The organism is uncultured Clostridium sp. (assembly GCF_947072515.1).
Classification (GTDB): domain Bacteria; phylum Bacillota; class Clostridia; order Clostridiales; family Clostridiaceae; genus Clostridium.
In genome coordinates, this window is sequence record NZ_CAMTIG010000042.1 from 1 (window position 1) to 19306 (window position 19306).

General features: G+C 27.4%; 17 protein-coding genes and 1 pseudogene. 10 read left to right on the forward strand and 8 right to left on the reverse strand.

From position 1 onward, the window contains the following. Positions 1–93: 93 nt before the first annotated feature. Positions 94–447, forward strand: a complete 354-nt coding sequence (locus tag Q0W06_RS14050; protein ID WP_297636885.1) for a hypothetical protein — start codon at positions 94–96, stop codon at positions 445–447. Positions 448–687: 240 nt separating this feature from the next. Here the strand turns inward: Q0W06_RS14050 and Q0W06_RS14055 are convergent, their stop codons facing one another. Continuing rightward, positions 688–1368 carry a hypothetical protein gene (locus Q0W06_RS14055; protein ID WP_297636887.1) on the reverse strand — a complete coding sequence of 227 codons (681 nt, stop codon included), beginning with the start codon at positions 1366–1368 and terminating at the stop codon, positions 688–690. A 373-nt stretch (positions 1369–1741) separates the two neighbouring features. On the opposite strand from Q0W06_RS14055, the gene Q0W06_RS14060 reads away from it, so the two are divergent. From Q0W06_RS14060 to Q0W06_RS14075, 4 genes are all read left to right on the forward strand, one after another. Continuing rightward, the gene (locus tag Q0W06_RS14060; RefSeq protein ID WP_297636889.1) at positions 1742–2488 is read left to right on the forward strand and encodes a DeoR/GlpR family DNA-binding transcription regulator; all 747 of its coding nucleotides are present in this window, start codon (positions 1742–1744) and stop codon (positions 2486–2488) included. After that, the gene (pfkB, locus tag Q0W06_RS14065; RefSeq protein ID WP_297636891.1) at positions 2488–3408 is read left to right on the forward strand and encodes a 1-phosphofructokinase; all 921 of its coding nucleotides are present in this window, start codon (positions 2488–2490) and stop codon (positions 3406–3408) included. The genes Q0W06_RS14060 and pfkB overlap by 1 nt, the downstream gene beginning before the upstream one ends. An 18-nt stretch (positions 3409–3426) precedes the next feature. Next, complete coding sequence (locus Q0W06_RS14070; protein WP_297636893.1) at positions 3427–5340, forward strand: fructose-specific PTS transporter subunit EIIC; 1914 nt, start codon at positions 3427–3429, stop codon at positions 5338–5340. 290 nt (positions 5341–5630) lie between these two features. After that, positions 5631–6422 (forward strand): SDR family NAD(P)-dependent oxidoreductase, encoded by a 792-nt coding sequence (locus Q0W06_RS14075; protein ID WP_297636896.1) that lies wholly within the window; start codon positions 5631–5633, stop codon positions 6420–6422. A gap of 123 nt (positions 6423–6545) precedes the next feature. Here Q0W06_RS14075 and Q0W06_RS14080 read toward each other — a convergent pair whose 3' ends face one another. After that, positions 6546–7832, reverse strand: coding sequence for a purine/pyrimidine permease (locus Q0W06_RS14080; RefSeq protein WP_297636898.1), 1287 nt, complete (start codon positions 7830–7832; stop codon positions 6546–6548). Positions 7833–8082: 250 nt separating this feature from the next. After that, positions 8083–9132, reverse strand: coding sequence for an MBL fold metallo-hydrolase (locus tag Q0W06_RS14085; RefSeq protein ID WP_297636900.1), 1050 nt, complete (start codon positions 9130–9132; stop codon positions 8083–8085). A 543-nt stretch (positions 9133–9675) separates the two neighbouring features. Between Q0W06_RS14085 and pnuC the strand changes: the two genes are divergently transcribed. Continuing rightward, on the forward strand, positions 9676–10485 hold the full coding sequence (gene pnuC / locus Q0W06_RS14090; RefSeq protein WP_297636902.1) for a nicotinamide riboside transporter PnuC: 810 nt from the start codon (positions 9676–9678) through the stop codon (positions 10483–10485). Positions 10486–10581: 96 nt separating this feature from the next. Here pnuC and Q0W06_RS14095 read toward each other — a convergent pair whose 3' ends face one another. Further along, positions 10582–11379 carry a TIGR00266 family protein gene (locus tag Q0W06_RS14095; RefSeq protein ID WP_297636905.1) on the reverse strand — a complete coding sequence of 266 codons (798 nt, stop codon included), beginning with the start codon at positions 11377–11379 and terminating at the stop codon, positions 10582–10584. A gap of 235 nt (positions 11380–11614) precedes the next feature. Here Q0W06_RS14095 and Q0W06_RS14100 point away from each other — a divergent pair, with 235 nt between their 5' ends. Both Q0W06_RS14100 and Q0W06_RS14105 read left to right on the forward strand, forming a co-directional pair. Beyond that, on the forward strand, positions 11615–12040 hold the full coding sequence (locus Q0W06_RS14100; RefSeq protein WP_297636908.1) for a PH domain-containing protein: 426 nt from the start codon (positions 11615–11617) through the stop codon (positions 12038–12040). A gap of 38 nt (positions 12041–12078) precedes the next feature. Then, positions 12079–12612 (forward strand): STM3941 family protein, encoded by a 534-nt coding sequence (locus Q0W06_RS14105; protein ID WP_297636911.1) that lies wholly within the window; start codon positions 12079–12081, stop codon positions 12610–12612. Between the two features lie 404 nt (positions 12613–13016). Here Q0W06_RS14105 and Q0W06_RS14110 read toward each other — a convergent pair whose 3' ends face one another. Continuing rightward, a complete protein-coding gene (locus tag Q0W06_RS14110) occupies positions 13017–13520 on the reverse strand; it encodes a hypothetical protein (protein ID WP_297636914.1) in 504 nt (167 codons plus the stop codon). A gap of 380 nt (positions 13521–13900) precedes the next feature. On the opposite strand from Q0W06_RS14110, the pseudogene Q0W06_RS14115 reads away from it, so the two are divergent. Continuing rightward, positions 13901–15265: pseudogene (locus Q0W06_RS14115) on the forward strand (8-oxoguanine deaminase). A 42-nt stretch (positions 15266–15307) separates the two neighbouring features. On the opposite strand, the gene Q0W06_RS14120 reads toward Q0W06_RS14115, so the two are convergent. Continuing rightward, the gene (locus Q0W06_RS14120) at positions 15308–16426 is read right to left on the reverse strand and encodes a DEAD/DEAH box helicase (protein ID WP_297636916.1); all 1119 of its coding nucleotides are present in this window, start codon (positions 16424–16426) and stop codon (positions 15308–15310) included. Between the two features lie 227 nt (positions 16427–16653). Between Q0W06_RS14120 and Q0W06_RS14125 the strand changes: the two genes are divergently transcribed. Next, positions 16654–18069 (forward strand): basic amino acid/polyamine antiporter, encoded by a 1416-nt coding sequence (locus Q0W06_RS14125; protein WP_297636919.1) that lies wholly within the window; start codon positions 16654–16656, stop codon positions 18067–18069. A gap of 49 nt (positions 18070–18118) precedes the next feature. On the opposite strand, the gene Q0W06_RS14130 is transcribed toward Q0W06_RS14125, so the two are convergent. Continuing rightward, positions 18119–18547 (reverse strand): NUDIX domain-containing protein, encoded by a 429-nt coding sequence (locus Q0W06_RS14130; protein ID WP_297636922.1) that lies wholly within the window; start codon positions 18545–18547, stop codon positions 18119–18121. A 43-nt stretch (positions 18548–18590) separates the two neighbouring features. Further along, the gene (locus Q0W06_RS14135; RefSeq protein WP_297636925.1) at positions 18591–19112 is read right to left on the reverse strand and encodes a hypothetical protein; all 522 of its coding nucleotides are present in this window, start codon (positions 19110–19112) and stop codon (positions 18591–18593) included. Between the last annotated feature and the right edge of the window lie 194 nt (positions 19113–19306).

The window sequence follows — 19306 nt, forward strand, 5'->3', positions numbered from 1 at the left end:
AACTTCTTGTTGCATAGCTCTTTTTTAAAATGTCCTTGACATAGGGTCCACTTTAGTAATCCTTACTCTAAAAATGGCTTTTTTATTTCTATTATGGATAATACTTCTAATCAAACACCTGAGCAATATGCTGAAAATTTAAAGGCTATAGCAGAACATAATAAAGATTCTAATTATTCTTTAAATATGATTAGACAGCTAAAAGATTTATCTTTTGACGGGAATATTGTTAAATCTACATATGCTGGAGATTTTAAATCCTTAAAAGATGATCCTGAATTTAAAAAGTGGAATACTCCTACTACTCCAACTGATTTTACTGTTTACAATTATGTAGTTTTTCAAGACAATAAAATTTATAACATAGAATATGTTTATCAAGATGAAACTATCGGAAATAAAGTTATAGATATTTTAAATAACAGCATCACTATAAAATCTTTATAATGATTAAGAATCAGTATTTTAAATATATCTTTTTATTAAGTATTTTTAAATTCATATAAAAATGACTCCTAATAAACATAGATAATATGTAACCTTGAATAAATCATTATAATTTAAAAATAATATTAAAAAGGTGATTTCTACATTTTGTAGTAATCACCTTCCTTAAAATCAATTAATATATTTTTAAAAGTATAATCTCACTTCTATATTTTAACCTATAACAGCCTCATTTCTATGTTATCTATAAGTTGTTTGCGTTAATTTTTCAGCATGTTGTGATTCTTGTAGTTGCTTTCCATCTAAAGTGAATTTTACTCCATCAATCCAGTATCCTTTATATTCTCTTTGAAGCACATTTTCTATCAATGTATATTCTGTAATAGCTCCACCTAAAGATCCTTGCATTCTTTGATTCCAATAATCTTTACTTCCACCTAAGTTAACAATTGCAATTTTTTTATTATTTACTGTTTCTATATCTTTTAATTCAATAGTTTTCCCATCAAAATAATCTTTTGAAACTTGATTTAGTATTTTCTTTATATTATCTGCAACTCCAAGTCCTACAGTCTTTATTTCTTTTCCATTTACAACTTTATAATCAATATCTTTTGTTACAACTTTAAATATTCTTTCAGTTTTATCTTCTTTTTCTACTTCTTCTTTATCACTTGTACTTGGTTTTTTATTATCTTCTTTCTCTGCTTCTGGCTTTTTATCATTTTTATCTTCCGACTCTACTTCTGGTTTTTTATTATCATTTGTCTTATCTTCTGATGAATCATTTCCCTTATCAGAACTTTCTCCCTGTGTAGTACTAGTATCTTTTCCAGGTTCATCTTTATTTGTTCCCATACATCCAACAAGTGAAATAGCAGTAGTAATAGTAATTAATCCAATTATTAAAATTTTTTTCATATTAAATCCTCACATTTCATTTTCCCTCTCCCTATTATTATACAATATTTACCACTACTTGTTTTATTAATTTTTTCTGATTTTTTCACTATTACAGTTCTACTTTCCTTTAAAATAGTCAAATTTTTATGATTATCTTTTTTATAAATAATTCATTATTTCTCTTTTTTATTTATTTTGTTAACATACTATATATTTTATAAATCCTTTATTAATCCAAAATTCCCATTTTCTTCTCGTTTAGTATTTATAGTATTTGATTGTTTTTAATTTATTATGACTATCAATGACTGTTTATGATTGTTTGTGATTGACCTATGAATTTTACTGATTTATACTACAAATAGATTAACGATTACAAGGAGTGATTCAAATGCTTACTGAAGAAAGATATGAACTCATTCTATCTTTACTAAAAATAAATCATTTAGTGAAATTTGAAGAATTATCAGAAAAACTTAAAGTTTCTGATTCTACTATAAGAAGAGATTTAAAGCATCTAGAAGAACGTGATCTTTTAAAGAGATTCCATGGTGGTGCTAAAGAAATAAATACTAATTTAACTGAACTTAGTTATAAAGAAAAACAAAGCAAGAATTCCTATGAAAAAGAACTTTTAGCTAAGTATGCTGCTAATTTAGTTTCTAATGGAGAATCTATCTTTTTAGATGCAGGAACAACAACTTTTGAGATAATTAAACATTTAAAGGATAAACAAGTTTTTGTTGTGACAAATGGCTTAAATCATATTAATGCCCTTGTTGAAAACGATATCTATTGCTATATGATTGGTGGAAATGTTAAAAAGACTACTAAAGCTATAGTCGGAAGTCATGCTTTAAATTGTCTTAATAAATTTAATTTTGATAAATGCTTTATTGGTGCAAATGGTATTGATATAGACTCAGGCTTCACTACTCCAGATTGTGAAGAAGCTAGCATAAAAGAATGTGCAATTTCAAATTCAAAGGAATCCTACATTCTTTCAGATATTTCTAAATTTGATTCAGTTGCTTGTGTCAAGTTTGCAAAAATTAAGCAATGTACTATTATTTCAAATAAAAATAAATTACTAGAAAAATATAAGAAAATAACAGACGTTAGGATGGTGACAGATTAATGATATATACAGTTACTCTAAACCCATCAATAGATTACCTCATTTCTATTGATAATTTAAAATTAGGTGAAGTAAATAGAGCACAAAATTCTATTTTATTTCCTGGTGGAAAGGGAATCAATGTTTCAAGAGTTTTAACTAATGGACATACTAACAACACCGCTCTTGGTTTTGTTGGTGGATTTACAGGAAAATTTATTCAAGAGTCCTTAAAAAATTTAAATATTAAAAGTGATTTTAACTTTATAAATGGACTTACTCGTATAAATGTAAAAATAAAATCAACTGATGAAACAGATATTAATGGTGAAGGGCCTTCAATATCTGATGAAGAATTAAAATCCTTTTTTCAAAAATTAAAAACTTTAAAAGAAAATGATATTTTAGTAATGGCAGGTAAAATCCAAAATACCTTACCTCAAACTCTTTACTCAGATATTCAAAACTTTCTTAAAAATTCAAAAGTAAAAATAATAGTTGATACTTCTGGTGATGCTCTTCTTCAATGTATCAAAAATAAACCATTTTTAATTAAACCAAATAATTTTGAAATTGAAGAAATCTTTAAAACAAAAATAACTAACCGTGAAGAACTTATCCAATATGGAGAAAAACTTCATTTGTTAGGTGCTGAAAATGTAATAATTTCTCTTGCTGGTGATGGTGCACTACTTATAAATAAAGATGGTGTATTCTTTGGAAATGCTCCTAGAGGAAAAGTTATTAATTCAGTTGGTGCTGGTGATTCTCTTGTTGGTGGATTCCTAAATGAATATTCAAAATCCCAAAATATTTTAGAATCCTTTAAACGTGGAATTGCAACAGGCAGTGCAAGTGCTTTTTCACTAGATATTTGCACTGAAGATTTTGCAGATAAACTACTTAATACAATTTCAATAACTAAATTATTTACACTTTAAAAAAGGGAGGACAAACTAATGAAAATTTCTGAACTATTACGTTATAATGCTATATCTTTAAATTTAGATGCTAAAGATAAAAATGAAGCCATAAATCTTCTTATAGATTCTCTTGATAGCGTGGGACTTCTTAATGATAAAGAAAAATATAAAGAAGAAGTTCTAAGACGTGAATCTCTATCTTCAACAGGTATAGGCGGAGGAATTGGTATTCCCCATGGAAAGACTTCAGCTGTAAAAAAAGCGGCTTTAGGCCTTGGAATTTTTCCAAAGGGAATAGACTTTGACTCTTTAGATGGAGAACCTGTAAATATTGTATTTATGATAGCTGCTCCTGAATCTGCTAATAATGAACATTTAGAAACTCTATCTAAACTCTCTGTTTTACTAATGAATGATGGGTTTAAAGACGGACTTTTAAAGGCTAAAACTTCATTTGATGTCTTTTCTCTTCTAGACAAGTATGAAGAAAGTGAAGATAATTCTACTGACTCAGAAGAAAACGTTTTAGTTTCTTCTAATAAATCTTCTGTTGAAAAATATATTATAGGTGTAACAGCCTGCCCTACAGGAATCGCCCATACTTATATGGCTGCTGAATCCTTAGTTAAAGCTGCAGAAGCCAAAGGATATAAAGTAAAAATAGAAACTAATGGTTCTACAGGAATAAAGAATGGATTAACTGCAGATGATATCAATTCAGCAGATGGAATAATTGTTGCAGCTGATAAAAAAGTTGAAATGGATAGATTTTTAGGGAAGAAAATTGTAGTAGTCCCTGTTACTCAAGCTTTAAAAGATCCAAATGGATTAATCGAAAAATCTTTAACAAGTGCTCCTGTTTATTCAAATCAAAAAGGAGAAACTTCTATTGATGGAATGCTTGGTACTAAAAATAGAACTGGTATTTATAAGCACCTTATGAATGGTATTTCTAATATGCTTCCATTTATAATCGGTGGTGGTATTTTAATGGCTATATCTTATGCTTTTGGAATCCATTCAGCTGATCCTGGAAATGCTCAATATAATATAGTTTCATATGTATTAAATACAATTGGTTCTAAATATGCATTTTCTCTTATGATTCCTATCTTAGCTGGTTTCATTGGTTCAAGTATTGCTGATAGACCTGGATTTGCTCCTGCTATGGTTGGTGGTTTTATCGCTGCTCAAACTAATGCTGGTTTCCTTGGTGGTATCTTAGCCGGATTTTTAGGTGGTTTTGTAATACTATTATTAAAGAAAATCTTTGCTAAATTCCCTCAAACTTTAGATGGTCTTAAACCAATGCTTATTTATCCTGTTTTAGGAATACTTATAACCGGAGCTTTAATGCTTCTAGTTGTAGCTCCTCCTGTAGCAATGTTAATGCAATGGGCTGAACATTTATTAAAAACTATGGGAACTGGATATTTAGTTTTACTTGGTGCTGTTGTAGGTGGAATGATGGCTGTAGATATGGGTGGTCCTGTTAATAAAACTGCTTATGCTTTTGCTATTGCAATGCTTGCATCTGGAGATACTGCTCCAATGGCTGCCGTTATGGTTGGTGGAATGGTTCCTCCATTAGTAGTTGCACTATCTTCAACATTTGCAAAAAGAAAATACTCAAAAGGTGAACGTGATGCTGGTAAAACTGCATATGTTTTAGGATTATCATTTATTACAGAAGGAACAATTCCTTTTGCAGCTGCTGATCCAATTAGAGTAATTCCTTCTTGTATTGTAGGCTCTGCAATTGCTGGTGCACTTTCAATGTTCTTTAGAATAACAATGCCAGCTCCATTTGGTGGAATCTTCGTATTTCCTCTAGTTGGAGGAAGCACTTTAATGTACTTAGTTTCTCTTATAGTTGGTGCTATAATAGGTGCTATTATCCTTACATTAATCAAAAAACCACTTCCTGAAAGTGTCCTTAATGAAGCTTAAATTTGATAAAAAAAAGTCTATTTCTTAAAATTAGAAATAGACTTTTTTTCTCAGTATAAACAGTTTTTTTCCCATTACTTATATGCAAAGTATATCAAATTAACCTAATCTCCTGCAACATTATTTAGGTTAATTTTAATGCTTAAAATAAAATTTTACTAGAATATTACTACTACATTGTTTCTTTACTGAATATTCTGTTAATTGTCTCTAAATTAGATTTACTCTAAAATTTTAAAGTTATATAATGCTTTTTACACACTAAAAACAATTTAATGGAGGTAATTTTTATGGAAATGAAATTAAAAGGAAAAATAGCAATAATAACTGCAGCATCTAGAGGAATTGGGTTTGAATCTGCAAACATCTTAGCTCAAAACGGAGCAAAAGTTTACATAGCAGGTATTGAAGAAGAAGATTCAATCGAAAAAATAACTTCATACGGCGGACAAGCAGAATTTATATATTTTGATGCCCATAATAAAGACTCTTATATAGAAATGATTGATAATGTTTATCATAAAGAAGGGAAAATTGATATTTTAGTTAATAACTATGGTGCAACTGATGTAAAACGTGATCGTAGTTTAGTTGAAGGAGACACTGATGCTTTCTTTAATGTTTTAGAAACTAATGTAGCTAGTGTCTATGTTACTAGTAAAAGAGTAATCCCTTATATGATAGAAAATGGTGGAGGAACTATTGTTAATATCTCAAGTGTTGGTTCTGTAGTTCCAGACCTTTCAAGAACTGCTTATTGCGTTTCAAAGGCAGCAATAAACTCTTTAACTCAAAATATTGCATTACAATATGCTAATAAAAATATTAGATGTAATGCTGTATTACCTGGATTAATTGCAACTAAAGCAGCACTTAAAAATATGTCTGATGATTTTAGGGATTCATTCCTTAAACATATACCATTAAATAGAGTTGGTTCACCTGAAGATGTAGCTAAAGCTGTTTTATATTATGCTAGTGATGATTCTAATTATGTAACTGGAATGATTCATGAAGTTGCTGGAGGATTCGCTTTAGGAACACCTCAATATGCAGAATACATGCATTTAATGGGTAAATAAAATTGTATTTTATTAAAATATCTTAAGTAAAACTTCATCACTCTTTTTTTAGTAAACTATCTTACTAAGATATTTTAATAATAAAAATACTAACTCATATTTTTTCTATGAGTTAGCATTTTTTTAATGTTTAACTTTATTTAAAATTAAATCATATATTTCAATAAGTATAGCAAGTGTTATTCCTACAACTAATCCATTACTTAAAAATGAGCTTAGCATTGTTGGAAGTCCTTGAAATGCTGAATTTGGTAAATACATAATTCCGTATCCTGCAAATATTGGAATTCCTATAGTAAAGAATATTTTACTCTTATCTTTTATTTTATCTAATTCTTTTATAGCATTCCCAAAAAGACTACTAAACACTGTAAAAATTGCTGCATATGCAACTGGTGTTGGAAGTGTTGAGAAAAATGCCATTATAGGTGTTATTAAACTAATTATTATAACTAAAATATTACCAATTAAAAATGGTTTTCTTTTAGTTGAACCTGTCTGTTCAATAAACCCTGCAACAACAACTCCTGGAATTGCTGCAACTGAAAAGAATATTCCAGCTATGATTTGGTTTACTCCAAGCATTGCTCCACCTTTTTTTAGTGAAACATCATAAGATTTTTCATTTGCCTTTTCAAGCATTACTTTAATTATATTTGTAGATGCAAGCATAGTACTTATTAAAACAAATACCGCAATAATAATTGATGGTATCATACTTGCACTCACTATTGGCATTCCAAATGGAAAGGCCTTTGGCAAGTTTATAAATTCATGCATATTGGGCATCTTATTTACTGGAAGTCCTAATAAATAAAATACAAGCCATCCTACACCTATTACAATTATAAATGATACTGGTGCAAGTTTCTTAAATCTTCTTATTACAAGTGATAAAATTATAATTCCAATAGAGACAAGCATTATAGGAATTGATATTTTTGTACTTCCATTATATCCAACCCCAAACATTCCCTCTATAAAATCTTTTGAAAGTTCTCCAACTACTAAAAATAAAAATGTAGCCAAAACTCTTGGCGTAAATATTACCATCAGCTTATCTAAGAGTCCAAATACACTTAATAAAATTATAATGACTCCTGTTGCTATTATTGCAAAACTTATTACACGAATTGCATTTATGTCGCTTCCAAAAAGAGCTTGCCCAATTCCAGCATAAATTACCATAAGTCCTACCCACAATCCTGATGGTACTTCACTTATATAAATTTTATGTCCAAAGAATAATTGGATTAAAGCTCCAACTCCTAAAATAAAAATAGTTCTTTGCAGAAATGTCATAGTCTGCATTTCAGTTAAATGAAACATTGGCCCTATTGCTAATGCATAAACTACATTAGACAAAATAATAAAAGCCATCCATTGAACTGATAATAAAGCTTTTTTCATAGTTACTTTTGCTAACTATATTATATTTTCTTAATTTTATTATTAATTCTTAATAATAAAATTAAATATATATTGAGTATTAAAATATATTATAGTAACAACTCACCTACCTTTTTATAAATTTTCTTTCTTAGTATACCACTTAAAACTTTTTTTTAATTTATTTCACTACTTTTTATATAAAATATAATATTTTATTAATATCTTGCTTTAAAACTTAAGAAGTGAGTATATACTCACTTCTTAATTCCTATTTTTCATTTTTTCTAAACTCTTCTATTCCACCCTTTAATACAAATGCTGTTCCAATATTAGCCCCTTTGATTATTTTAGCAGCTTTAAGTGCTCTAACTCCAGTTTTACAAACTGTTATAAATGTCTGTCCCTTATATTTTTCTATCTCATCTAGCCTATTTGGCAATTCTTTTATTGAAATAAAGATGGAACCTTCTATAGGTTTTAATTCTTTAAATTCTTTTTCTTCTCTTACATCTAATATAACTGTTTTTAATTTCATCTTCATAGTTTCTTTAAGTTCATCTTTATCTATATATCCTACATTATCTAAGGAACCTGATTTTCCCTTTCCTTTTTGACAAACTGATCCACTACTTGTTATATCTACTGACTTTAAATCTGCATTTCCTCCCGTATTTAACTTTATTACATCTTGCATCCATTCAGGAGCTTTTTCCTCTGGTTTGGTAATCTCTATAAACTCTTTTAAAGTTTTACATTTTAAAATTTCATTTTCTTTTTTTACTTGATATAAACTTGAAAGTTCATGTTCTGCATAATTATGTGCAGGACAAATAACTAAATAATCCTCTAGATTTTCTAACTTTTTTAAACTTTCAAAATGCTCTTTACTATTTCCTGTTGGCAAGTCATCTCGTCCCGAACCATCTAAAAATAAAAAATCTCCTGTAAATAATTTATCTTCACATATTACAGACATGCTATTATCAGTATGTCCTGGTGTATATATAATTTTAAAATGTAACTCATCTACATAAAATTCTTCTAAATCTTTAAATTTTCTATCAACTCCTATAGATTTGCTTTTTTCATACATTCCATAACTTGCCCCTGTAGCTTCTTTTAAATATATTCCAGCACTTAAATGATCTGCGTGAGTATGTGTATCAATAATAAGCTTTAATTTCACCTTATTTTGCTCTAAAATATTTAAATAGTAATTTCCATAATCTAATTTTGGATCTATAAGTATTCCATTGTTTTTTTCTGTAACTATTAAATATGCATAACAACTGTCAATATCAATTTTAGTAAACTTCATAAAATCACCTCTATCTCTAGTTTTTTATAAACTCTAAATTTTATTCCATTTTTCTAAAACTTTATATTGTTATTTCTAATAATACATTCTTAATATAACTTTCCCTTAGTATTTTTATTTTTTATATTCATGTGTAATTTCTAAGAATTTACCTCATTAAACCTTCTAAACCCTGTATTTGTATTGTAAATAATATTAGAACATTTTTTACTTAATAAAATATATGTAAACCTCTATTTTTTCTTCCATTATTTTAAAAAAATAATTTCTATTATCTCCTAACACCTTATAATAAGAGAATTCTATAACTATACTTCATAATATAAAGATTTTTCTTTATTTCTATAATAAAATTATATCTCAAAACTTTTCTTCATTTATTCATAACTATATTAAATATTAACTTTTTATATTTCATTTATTTAGTTTATATGGATATAAAAGGTATCTATTCTATTCTCAAAAATTCTATTTTATGATATAATTGCTATGTTTTTTACAAAAGAACATAGCAACTTTAAGCTAAGAAAGGAGACGTCTACAATGAAATTTTTTAAAGAATTTTCAACATTTCATAAATACCTTTTTTCAATATATGCAACACTAAACATAGTAATATTTCTTATTCCACTTTTTTATCCAGGTGGAATTGCTAAGAATTTAACCATTATAGGGGTATTAGCTTTAATTTCAACACTAACTGGATTACTATCATCTATTTACACAGCTCGGGGACAAGCTGTAGCCTATATTTGGGGAGTTTTCAATACCGCTACATATATTTTTGTTGCTTGGGCATCCCACGCATACGGACAATCTATTTTGTACATATTTTTTGAGACACCATTACAATTAATTGGATATTACTTATGGTCAAAAAACACTAAAAATAGTTCTTCAAATACTGTAGAATCAAGAAGACTAGATAAACGTGGCTGGATTATTTTAATTGTTTCATTCTTTACAATATGGATACTTTACGCAATATTTATAAGTGATTTACCATATTTACTTAAGACATTTACGCATATAACTATTGCTGCTGATAAAGAATTTATAATTGATTCTCTATCTTCTACATTAACAATAATCGCAGTTATTTTAACTAGTAAGAGATTTTATGAACAATGGCATTTTTGGATTGCTTCAGCTTCCATGGGAATAATATTATTTCTAGTTTCAATGCTACGTTCTAGAACATTTAGTTTAAATTCATTTTCAGCATTAACTTTATGGAGTTTATTTTTAATTAGTTCTATCTATGGATTAAATTTATGGAAAAAATTAAATTCTGATTCTAATAATAAAGAAGAATTAGCTAAATTTGATAAAGAAGAGTTTCTAATAAAATAATTTGCCTAAAAATAACTTAAAGCAAAAGAAATACAGCATTAAATAGCTCTATTTCTTTTGCTTTTTTATTTAATATATTTTATTTAATTATACCCTTTAAAATTTATTATCTTGAAATAAGTTTCCAAGTCCTCCTAAAACGCTTCCTTCTCCAACATCTTTTCCTCCACCTTGTGGAGCTGCAGCAAAGACTTTAGATGCAAGTCTACTAAATGGTAAACTTTGAACCCACACATCGCCAGGACCAGTTACAGTTGCAAAGAAAATCCCTTCTCCTCCAAACAAACTGTTTTTTATTCCACCAACGTATTGAATATCATAATTTATATCTCTAGTCATAGCAACTAGACATCCTGTATCTACTTTTAAAACTTGTCCTGGAAACAAAGTTTTCTTAACTATAGTTCCACATGCATGTATAAATGCCATTCCATCTCCTTCTAATTTTTGAAGAATAAAACCTTCTCCTCCAAAAAATCCTGCTCCAAGCTTTCTTTTAAAATCAATTCCTACACTAACACCCTTAGCTGCACATAAAAAAGCATCTTTTTGACAAATAATTTTTCCATTATATGCTCTTAAGTCTACAGGAATAATTTTTCCAGGGTAAGGTGATGCAAACGCAACTTTCTCTTTAAGTGGACCCCCATTTGTAAATGAAGTCATAAAAAGCCCTTCTCCACTAATAGCTCTTTTAGCAGCTCCTCCAAGCATTCCAAAAAATCCGCCTGATTTCTTGCTTCCATCGCCAAAAATAGTTTCCATTTGAATATTTTGATCCATCATCATCATAGCTCCTGCTTCAGCAATAACAGACTCACCTCTATCAAGCTCAATCTCTACAAACTGCATATCATTACCTATAATATTAAAATCAATTTCATCATTATACATTAAAATCCCCTCCTCATATATATGTTACTATTTTACACTACCATATCTTAATTATTCTATGCTTAAAATAGTCAAAATTTATTTTTCTTTTCAAAGTTACTCTCTGAAAACTTTAACTTTTAATACATATTTTTGAAAATATTTAGTGATATTATTATATTATCTATTTGCTAAAAGTACTCTTAAATTTTGTATTTAAGCTCTAAAATTCACCTTAAGAAAGGACTAATTTTTAATGATTAATAAAGAAAATAGACCAGTTATTATTTTAATATCCTTCTTCGTTGTTTTTTTTATTTCCTTTATAATTTTTATATCTGTTATGGTTACTCCAGAAAAAGCTTTTGCTATAACATTAAATTCTAACACTTTAAATATCTCCGGTAAAAATGCTACACAAATCTCCTTGAATAACATAAAAGAAATCAAATTTTTAAATAAAGCTCCTAATATAATTTTTAATGGTGGTGGTGAAGCTAATAATATGCTTTTTGGCCATAACTACATGAAAAATTTGGGCTTTACAGAATGCTATGTAAATAATGCTTCTGGAAATGTAATTTATATAAAAACAACTAATGATCAATTTTTAATCGGCTTAAATGATTCCGTCAATACTAAAAATTTATATAATAAGCTTTTAACTTCTGATAAAATTTAAAAACCTAAAAAACTATTTTAGTAAGGAGGTTGTTAATTTTGAATACTATTAAGTTTGGAAAAAAATCAGAAACTACTAAAAATACTTTACAATTATTTTTAGGATTAATCCTTGTTTTATTATTTATAAGTTTTCGACTTTTTATTATTAAATCTAATTCTAATCATTTTTATAATATTTATAAGCTTTTATCCCTAATTTGTTTAATTCTAAGTGTATTAAGTATATTTTTTTGCATAAAATTATTTGTTTTTTTTAGATACAAATGTCAATTTCAGCTTACAGATAAAGGAATAATTTTAAATGGTCCTTTTATAAAAAGTAAAATTATATATTGGAATAACGTTAGATATTTTAAAGAGATTGCAATTCATAATGGAACTATGCCTACAATTGCTATCTATTTAAAAAATTCAAGTGAATATATAAATACACTAAATATATTAGATAAATTATCATTCAACTATAATAAAAAAAGAAATTATGGTGATATAAATTTTTTAGGAATTCTTATGAATGATCAATATGATGAAATTTTAGTATTTTTAAAACAATATTCAATTGAATTTTAAATAAAGGCATTCATCAATAAAAAATTTACCTCAATCTTTTCTATACTAAAATATAATTAATAAATACTTATGAAATCAATCTTACTAGATAGGAAAATATTTCTGAAAATAATCTAGAATTTAATAAAGATAAATTTATTAAGCGAATGATTTCATCATCATATTCTTTAACTATCAATGATATACAATACACAGAGTTTATTGCGGCACTTGAGTCTTATTTTGATAAACATACAACTGTAAATAATACAATTATTATGCCAAATGAGACTATTGCATATCTTAATAAATAAATGATAATAATTATACAAAAAAATACTATAGAGCATTAGAAAATCTCGTTCTAATGCTCTATAGTATTTTTATTTAAACTCTATTTTCTTAATACAAACTCCCCTATTCTATTAAACATCACTTCTTAAATTATTAAATACCATTAAGTAGCCACTTTCACCTGGTATAAAATCATTTATTTTCAATGTGAATGTCCCACTAGGATCTATATCATTATAATCTATACTAATTTTATTTTTATTAAATACATCTCCTTTAAATAATAAATTTAAATGAACTACTTGCTCTGTTAAATTTTCATTTATATATTTACTTACTTTAGCTTTAAGAACCTCTTTATTATCTATCTTAGATGAGTATTTATTAACTAAATAACTGTAACATCCATTTGAAATATATTCTTTCAACTCATTGAAATTTAATTCCTTTTTATTCTTCCAACTTTCAGTATTTTCCTGTTTAGTAGTCTCAGCTTGTTTTATTTTTTGTATTTCCTGTTTTTTTAACTCATTTTCCTTGTTTACTTTATTACTATACAGCTTAGCACAACTTCCTCCAAGAATTATAATAATTATAATTCCTATAATTACCCCTATAGTTCTTTTCTTTTTCATTTGTATTCCCCCTAAAATTTAATATATCTTTTCCAATATTCACCTTAATTATATCATTTTTTAAATTTATACATATTTTTTTAAATAAAAGCTATATCAAAAAGTAATTTTGATAATACTTCAATTTGTGGAATAAGTATTAAAGATATACAATTTAATGGACACAAATTATTCAAAATATAAAAATATCATTATTCTCAATTTAAGAAATTATTCTCAAATTGAGAATAATTTCTTAAAATTTTATTTTAATCTGTTTATAAATATCTAGTTATTCTATTTAATTAATAATTTAACCCTATATAAATTATAGAAATATATATATATCTTAATGGCATTACTATTGCTAGTTATATTTTTATATTTAAGGAGTTGATTTTATGAAAAAAAGTTTATTTATAAAAAATATTAAAACCCTTGTCACTTGTGACAATGAAGATAGTGTTTTTAATAATATTAATATTTTTATTGAAAATGGAGTTATAAAACATATTGGAAGTGATATATTTGATGCTGATGAAACAATAGATGCAAAAGACATGATTGTTTATCCTGGGCTTATAAATACCCATCATCACCTTTATCAAACTTTTACTAGAAATTTACCCGAAGTACAGAATATGGAACTTTTTCCTTAGCTTACTTATCTTTATGAAATTTGGAAAGGCCTTGACTCTGATGTTATAAGATATAGTTCTATGATTGGAATGGGTGAACTTATGAAATGCGGATGTACAACTTGTTTTGATCACCATTATGTGTTTCCAAAGGATGCTGAAAACACATTAATTGATACTCAATTTGAAGCTGCTACAGAACTTGGAATTAGAATGCATGCTTCTCGAGGAAGTATGTCTCTTAGTAAAAAAGATGGCGGCTTACCTCCTGATTCAGTTGTACAAAACATTGATAAAATACTTTATGATTCAGAAAGACTTGTAAATAAATATCATGACAGTACTCGTTTTTCAATGCGACAAGTTGCACTTGCCCCATGTTCTCCATTTAGCGTGACAAGCGATCTCTTAAAAGAGTCTGCTAATTTAGCTAGAAAATTAAATGTTAGACTTCATACTCATTTAGCTGAAACTAAAGATGAGGAAAACTTTACTTTAGAAAAATTTAATATGAGACCTCTTGAATATATGGAGAGTTTAGGTTGGATTGGTAGTGATGTATGGTTTGCACATGGAATACATTTTAATGATAATGAGTTAAAAAAATTAGCTGATACTAAAACAGGGATAGCACATTGTCCTATTTCTAATATGAAATTATCATCTGGGATTGCAAGAATACCTGATCTTATAAAATTTGGTGTTCCTGTTGGTCTTGCTGTTGATGGAAGTGCTAGTAATGATGGGTCAAATTTATTGGAAGAAATTAGAGTTTGTTATCTTCTTCATAGATTAAATTCAAGTACTAAAGCTCCAACAGGATATGATATTCTAAAACTTGCAACTAGAGGTAGTGCAGATGTCCTTGGAAGAACTGATATAGGTTACTTAAAAGAAGGTATGGCCGGTGATTTATTTATGATTAATACTAATAGAATTGAACTTGTCGGAACAAACTATGATCCTAAATCTATTTTTGGTACTGTTGGTTTTAAAGGCGGTGTAGATTATACTATCGTAAATGGTAAAATAGTTGTGAAAAATGGTACTCTCGTAAATGTAGATGAAAGTAAACTTATATATTTAGCTAATAATACTGTAACTAAACTTATAAATAAAAATAAATAAAATTTAAGCTGATATAAATTTTTATATCAGCTTAATTCATCTTTATTTTATTATTTCTACATTTCTTTCTGGAATTTCCATCTCTATCATTTCTTGAATTGCTTTTAAATGACTTTTGTCTTTATCTGCTATAAACATACAAGTATATCCTTTAGCTCCTTGTCTTCCTGTTCTTCCGATTCTGTGGATATAACTTTCCGGAGTTTCTGGAGCATCATAGTTATAGATATAATCCACGCCTTCAATATCTATTCCTCTAGCTGCTACATCTGTTGCTATAAGATATTGAATTTTAGCTTCTCTAAAGTTTTTCATTAATCTTTCACGCTTAGATTGTTTTATATCACTATGAATTTTTTCACAGTTAAATTTTCCTCTAGCCATATATTCTTCTAATTCATCTGCACGTCTTTTAGTTCTACAGAAAATTATAGCCATAAATGGATTATCTTCTTCTAATGCCTTACATAAAGCATTTCTCTTCCATCTATCTGTTGTAAAAACTACTTCTTGCTTTATTTCATCTAAAGTTACTTTATCATTATTAGATACAGATATTATTTTAGGATTATTCATATATCTATATGCAAGTTTTTTAACCTTACTATCCATAGTTGCTGAGAAACATAACATTTTTTTCTTTTTAGGAACATATGTCATTATCTTATCTATTTCATTTCTAAATCCCATAAGTAACATTTGATCTGCTTCATCTAAAACTACAGTTTTAACATTTTTTAAGTTTATATTTCCTTTTTCAATATGATCAATTAATCTTCCTGGCGTTGCAACTACAATATGTACATTCGTATTTAACTTCTTTAATTGTCCAGCCATATCCTTTCCACCATAAAGTGAAAGTACATTGACTTCTTTTCCTTTAGATAATTTATTACATTCTTCTGTTATTTGTATTGCAAGTTCTCTAGTTGGAGAAATAATCAATCCTTGTATATTTTTATTTTTTAAATCTATCTCTTGAAACATTGGTAATAAAAACGAAAGTGTCTTTCCTGTACCTGTTTGAGCTTCTCCTATTACATCTTCTCCATTAAGTATTATTGGAATTGCTTTTTCTTGTATTTCTGTAGGAGTATTTATTCCATTTTTATTTAATACTAATACTAAATCTTCATCTATTTTAAGTTCTTTAAAATTCATATATTTTAACCCTTCCCTTACAGTCTTTTTAACTGTTTTTTTATTTCATAGGTGTATTTTTAATAATACTATTTTATATACATAAAATCAATTAAAATAACTTTTTATAAACGACTTTTTATAAAACTATTAATTTTCTTAGATGCTAATTGTATAATTGAAAAATTCCGTTATAATTTACTTTGTATTATTTTTAACTAAACTTATATTAACAAAGGAGAAGATAGATGGAAAATAACGATAAAAAACTTGGTTTATTCGGTCTTGTCTTTCTTATAATAGGTGCAATGATTGGTGGAGGACTATTTAGTTTACCTTCACAACTAGCAGAAAATGCTGGAACTTTTGCAATTATTATAGGGTGGATAGTGGCTGGTATTGGTGTATTCGGTTTGGCATTTGTATATCAATTGCTTTCAGATAAAAAACCCCTTTTAACAGGCGGATTATTTAGCTATGCTAAGGATGGGTTTGGTTCTTATATGGGTTTTAACTCGGCTTGGATCTATTGGCTAAGTTCAATTTTTGGGGATGTCGCCTATGCAACGTTAATTTTTGGTTCGCTCTCATACTTTTTTAACATTTTTAACCCTGCGGGAAATAACTGGCCTTCAATTATAGGTGGTTCACTTATTATATGGGTTATAAACTTTTTAGTTTTAAAAGGAATTAAGCAAGCTGTTATTGTAAATGCAATAGTTACTATTTCAAAAATATTACCTATTATTTTATTTATTGTAGTTTGTATATTCTTTTTCCATCTAAAAAACTTTTCATTCCAATTCTTTGGAGCTCCTTCACTTGGTGGAACATATAACCAAGTAAAAGATACAATGATTGCTACTCTTTGGTCTTTCGTTGGTATTGAAGGTGCTGTAGTTGTATCTGGAAGAGCTAAAAGTCAAAAAGATGTTGGAAAAGCAACTATAATTGCTCTTGTTAGTGCAATTGCTATTTATGTATTAATAAGTTTACTTGCTCTTGGAGTTATGAAAAGACCTGATTTAGCTAATTTAAATAACCCATCACTTGCATATATTCTTCAAGCTGCAATTGGTAAATGGGGTGCAATAATAATTAACATTGGTCTTATTGTTGCATTAACTGGAGCATTACTTGGATGGACAGTTATAACTGCAGAAATGCCTTTTGTAGCTGCTAAAGATAAAACTCTTCCTAAGATATTAGCAAGAGAAAATAAGAATGGTACTCCTAGTCCATCTCTTTGGCTTACAACAATAGTAACTCAACTTTTATTACTGTTTGCTCACTTTTCAAATAATGGATATCAATTATTATATACAATTGCATCAACTGCTATATCGATTCCTTATTTCTTAAGTGCTTTATATGCGTTTAAGCTATCCTTTATAAAAAAAGATAAAGCTTTTACTGCTAAAGATAAGATTGTATCAATTATAGCTACAATCTATACTATGTGGATTATATATGCTGCTGGAGTTAAATATCTATTACTAAATTGTATATTATTCTCTGTCGGACTTATATTCTATATATGGGCTAGAAAAGAAAATAAAGAAAAGATTTTTGAAAAATGGTACGAAATATTAATTGCAGTAATATTCTTAGTTGTAGGAGTAATCTCAATTTATCTCCTTGCAACAGGAAAAATCACAGTATAAAAATAATATAAAAAGTAAAAAGGGATTGCATCGCAATCCCTTTTATTTATTAAAGCATTTTTAGTCTTTCTTTCATTAATATATTAAATACATTATTATCTTCGAAGTCCTTTTTTATTTCCGGACTTAAAAGATTTTTTAGTCCTTCTTCATCTACCCACCTATAGGCTATATGTTCTTCTGACAACATAACTTCGCCTTTTTTATATTTGCATAAATAAACAACTACAAGCATTTGAAGTTCTTCATCTATGACAACATTTTTTGCATAAAGAGGTCTCTCTATATTAATTTCTAGATTTGTTTCCTCTTTTACTTCTCTACTTAATGTTTCCAGAACAGATTCACCAAACTCAAGTTTTCCCCCAACAACTTCCCAGCTGCCTGCTCCAATCTTATCTTGAAAAGATCTTCTTACTGTAAGGATTCTTCCTTCTCTTAAGATAATTCCTTTCAAAACTACTTTTGTTTCTTTCATCATTTAAGCTCCTTAATCTGTTTTACATAAACATTATACCATGTTATACAATTCTCTCAATAATCTTTATTAAATAATTATATGTTATTTTACTATTTTTACTTTTATACTCTCTAATAAATCCTATCCAAAGCTTCTCTAATAACTCCTCAAAAGAAATTTCTATCCCAAATTCTTCTTTTAATTCCATCAAAATTAACTCACCTTTAACCATACTTTTCTTTTCCATTGTTATATTCAATCTAATACACTTTTCACGTTCTAAAATAACTTCTACATTCTTGCTCCCATTAGATATACATATTTTTTTATCCCTATTTTTATAATCTTCCTTTAAAATTTTATATACTTTCTCTAAATTATATACCTTAATGCAATCCCTTATAAAATCTAAATAAAGGCACATTAAAAAATGTTCTATAAGAAAGTCATCTTCTATATCATCTTCTATGCATTTACATAGAAGCTCCGTTCTATAAAAGTCCTTTTTAGGAATATTCAATGTAAGTTCTTTTTCTTTCTCATTATAAAAAATTTTTTCTAAAACACTCTTTAAAACACCCATAATAAAAAATCTCCAAAAAAATAAAAATTCTTTATATTTATATGAATACTTTTCTGAAATTATGTTAAGAATTCAAATATTAAGGACAAAGGAGTTGTTCAATTTGAAAAAAAATAAAAAATTAATAGACGCTTTAAAGAAAAAAACTACTATAAAGGTCAAATCAACTAATAAATAGCAGTCATCATAAATTT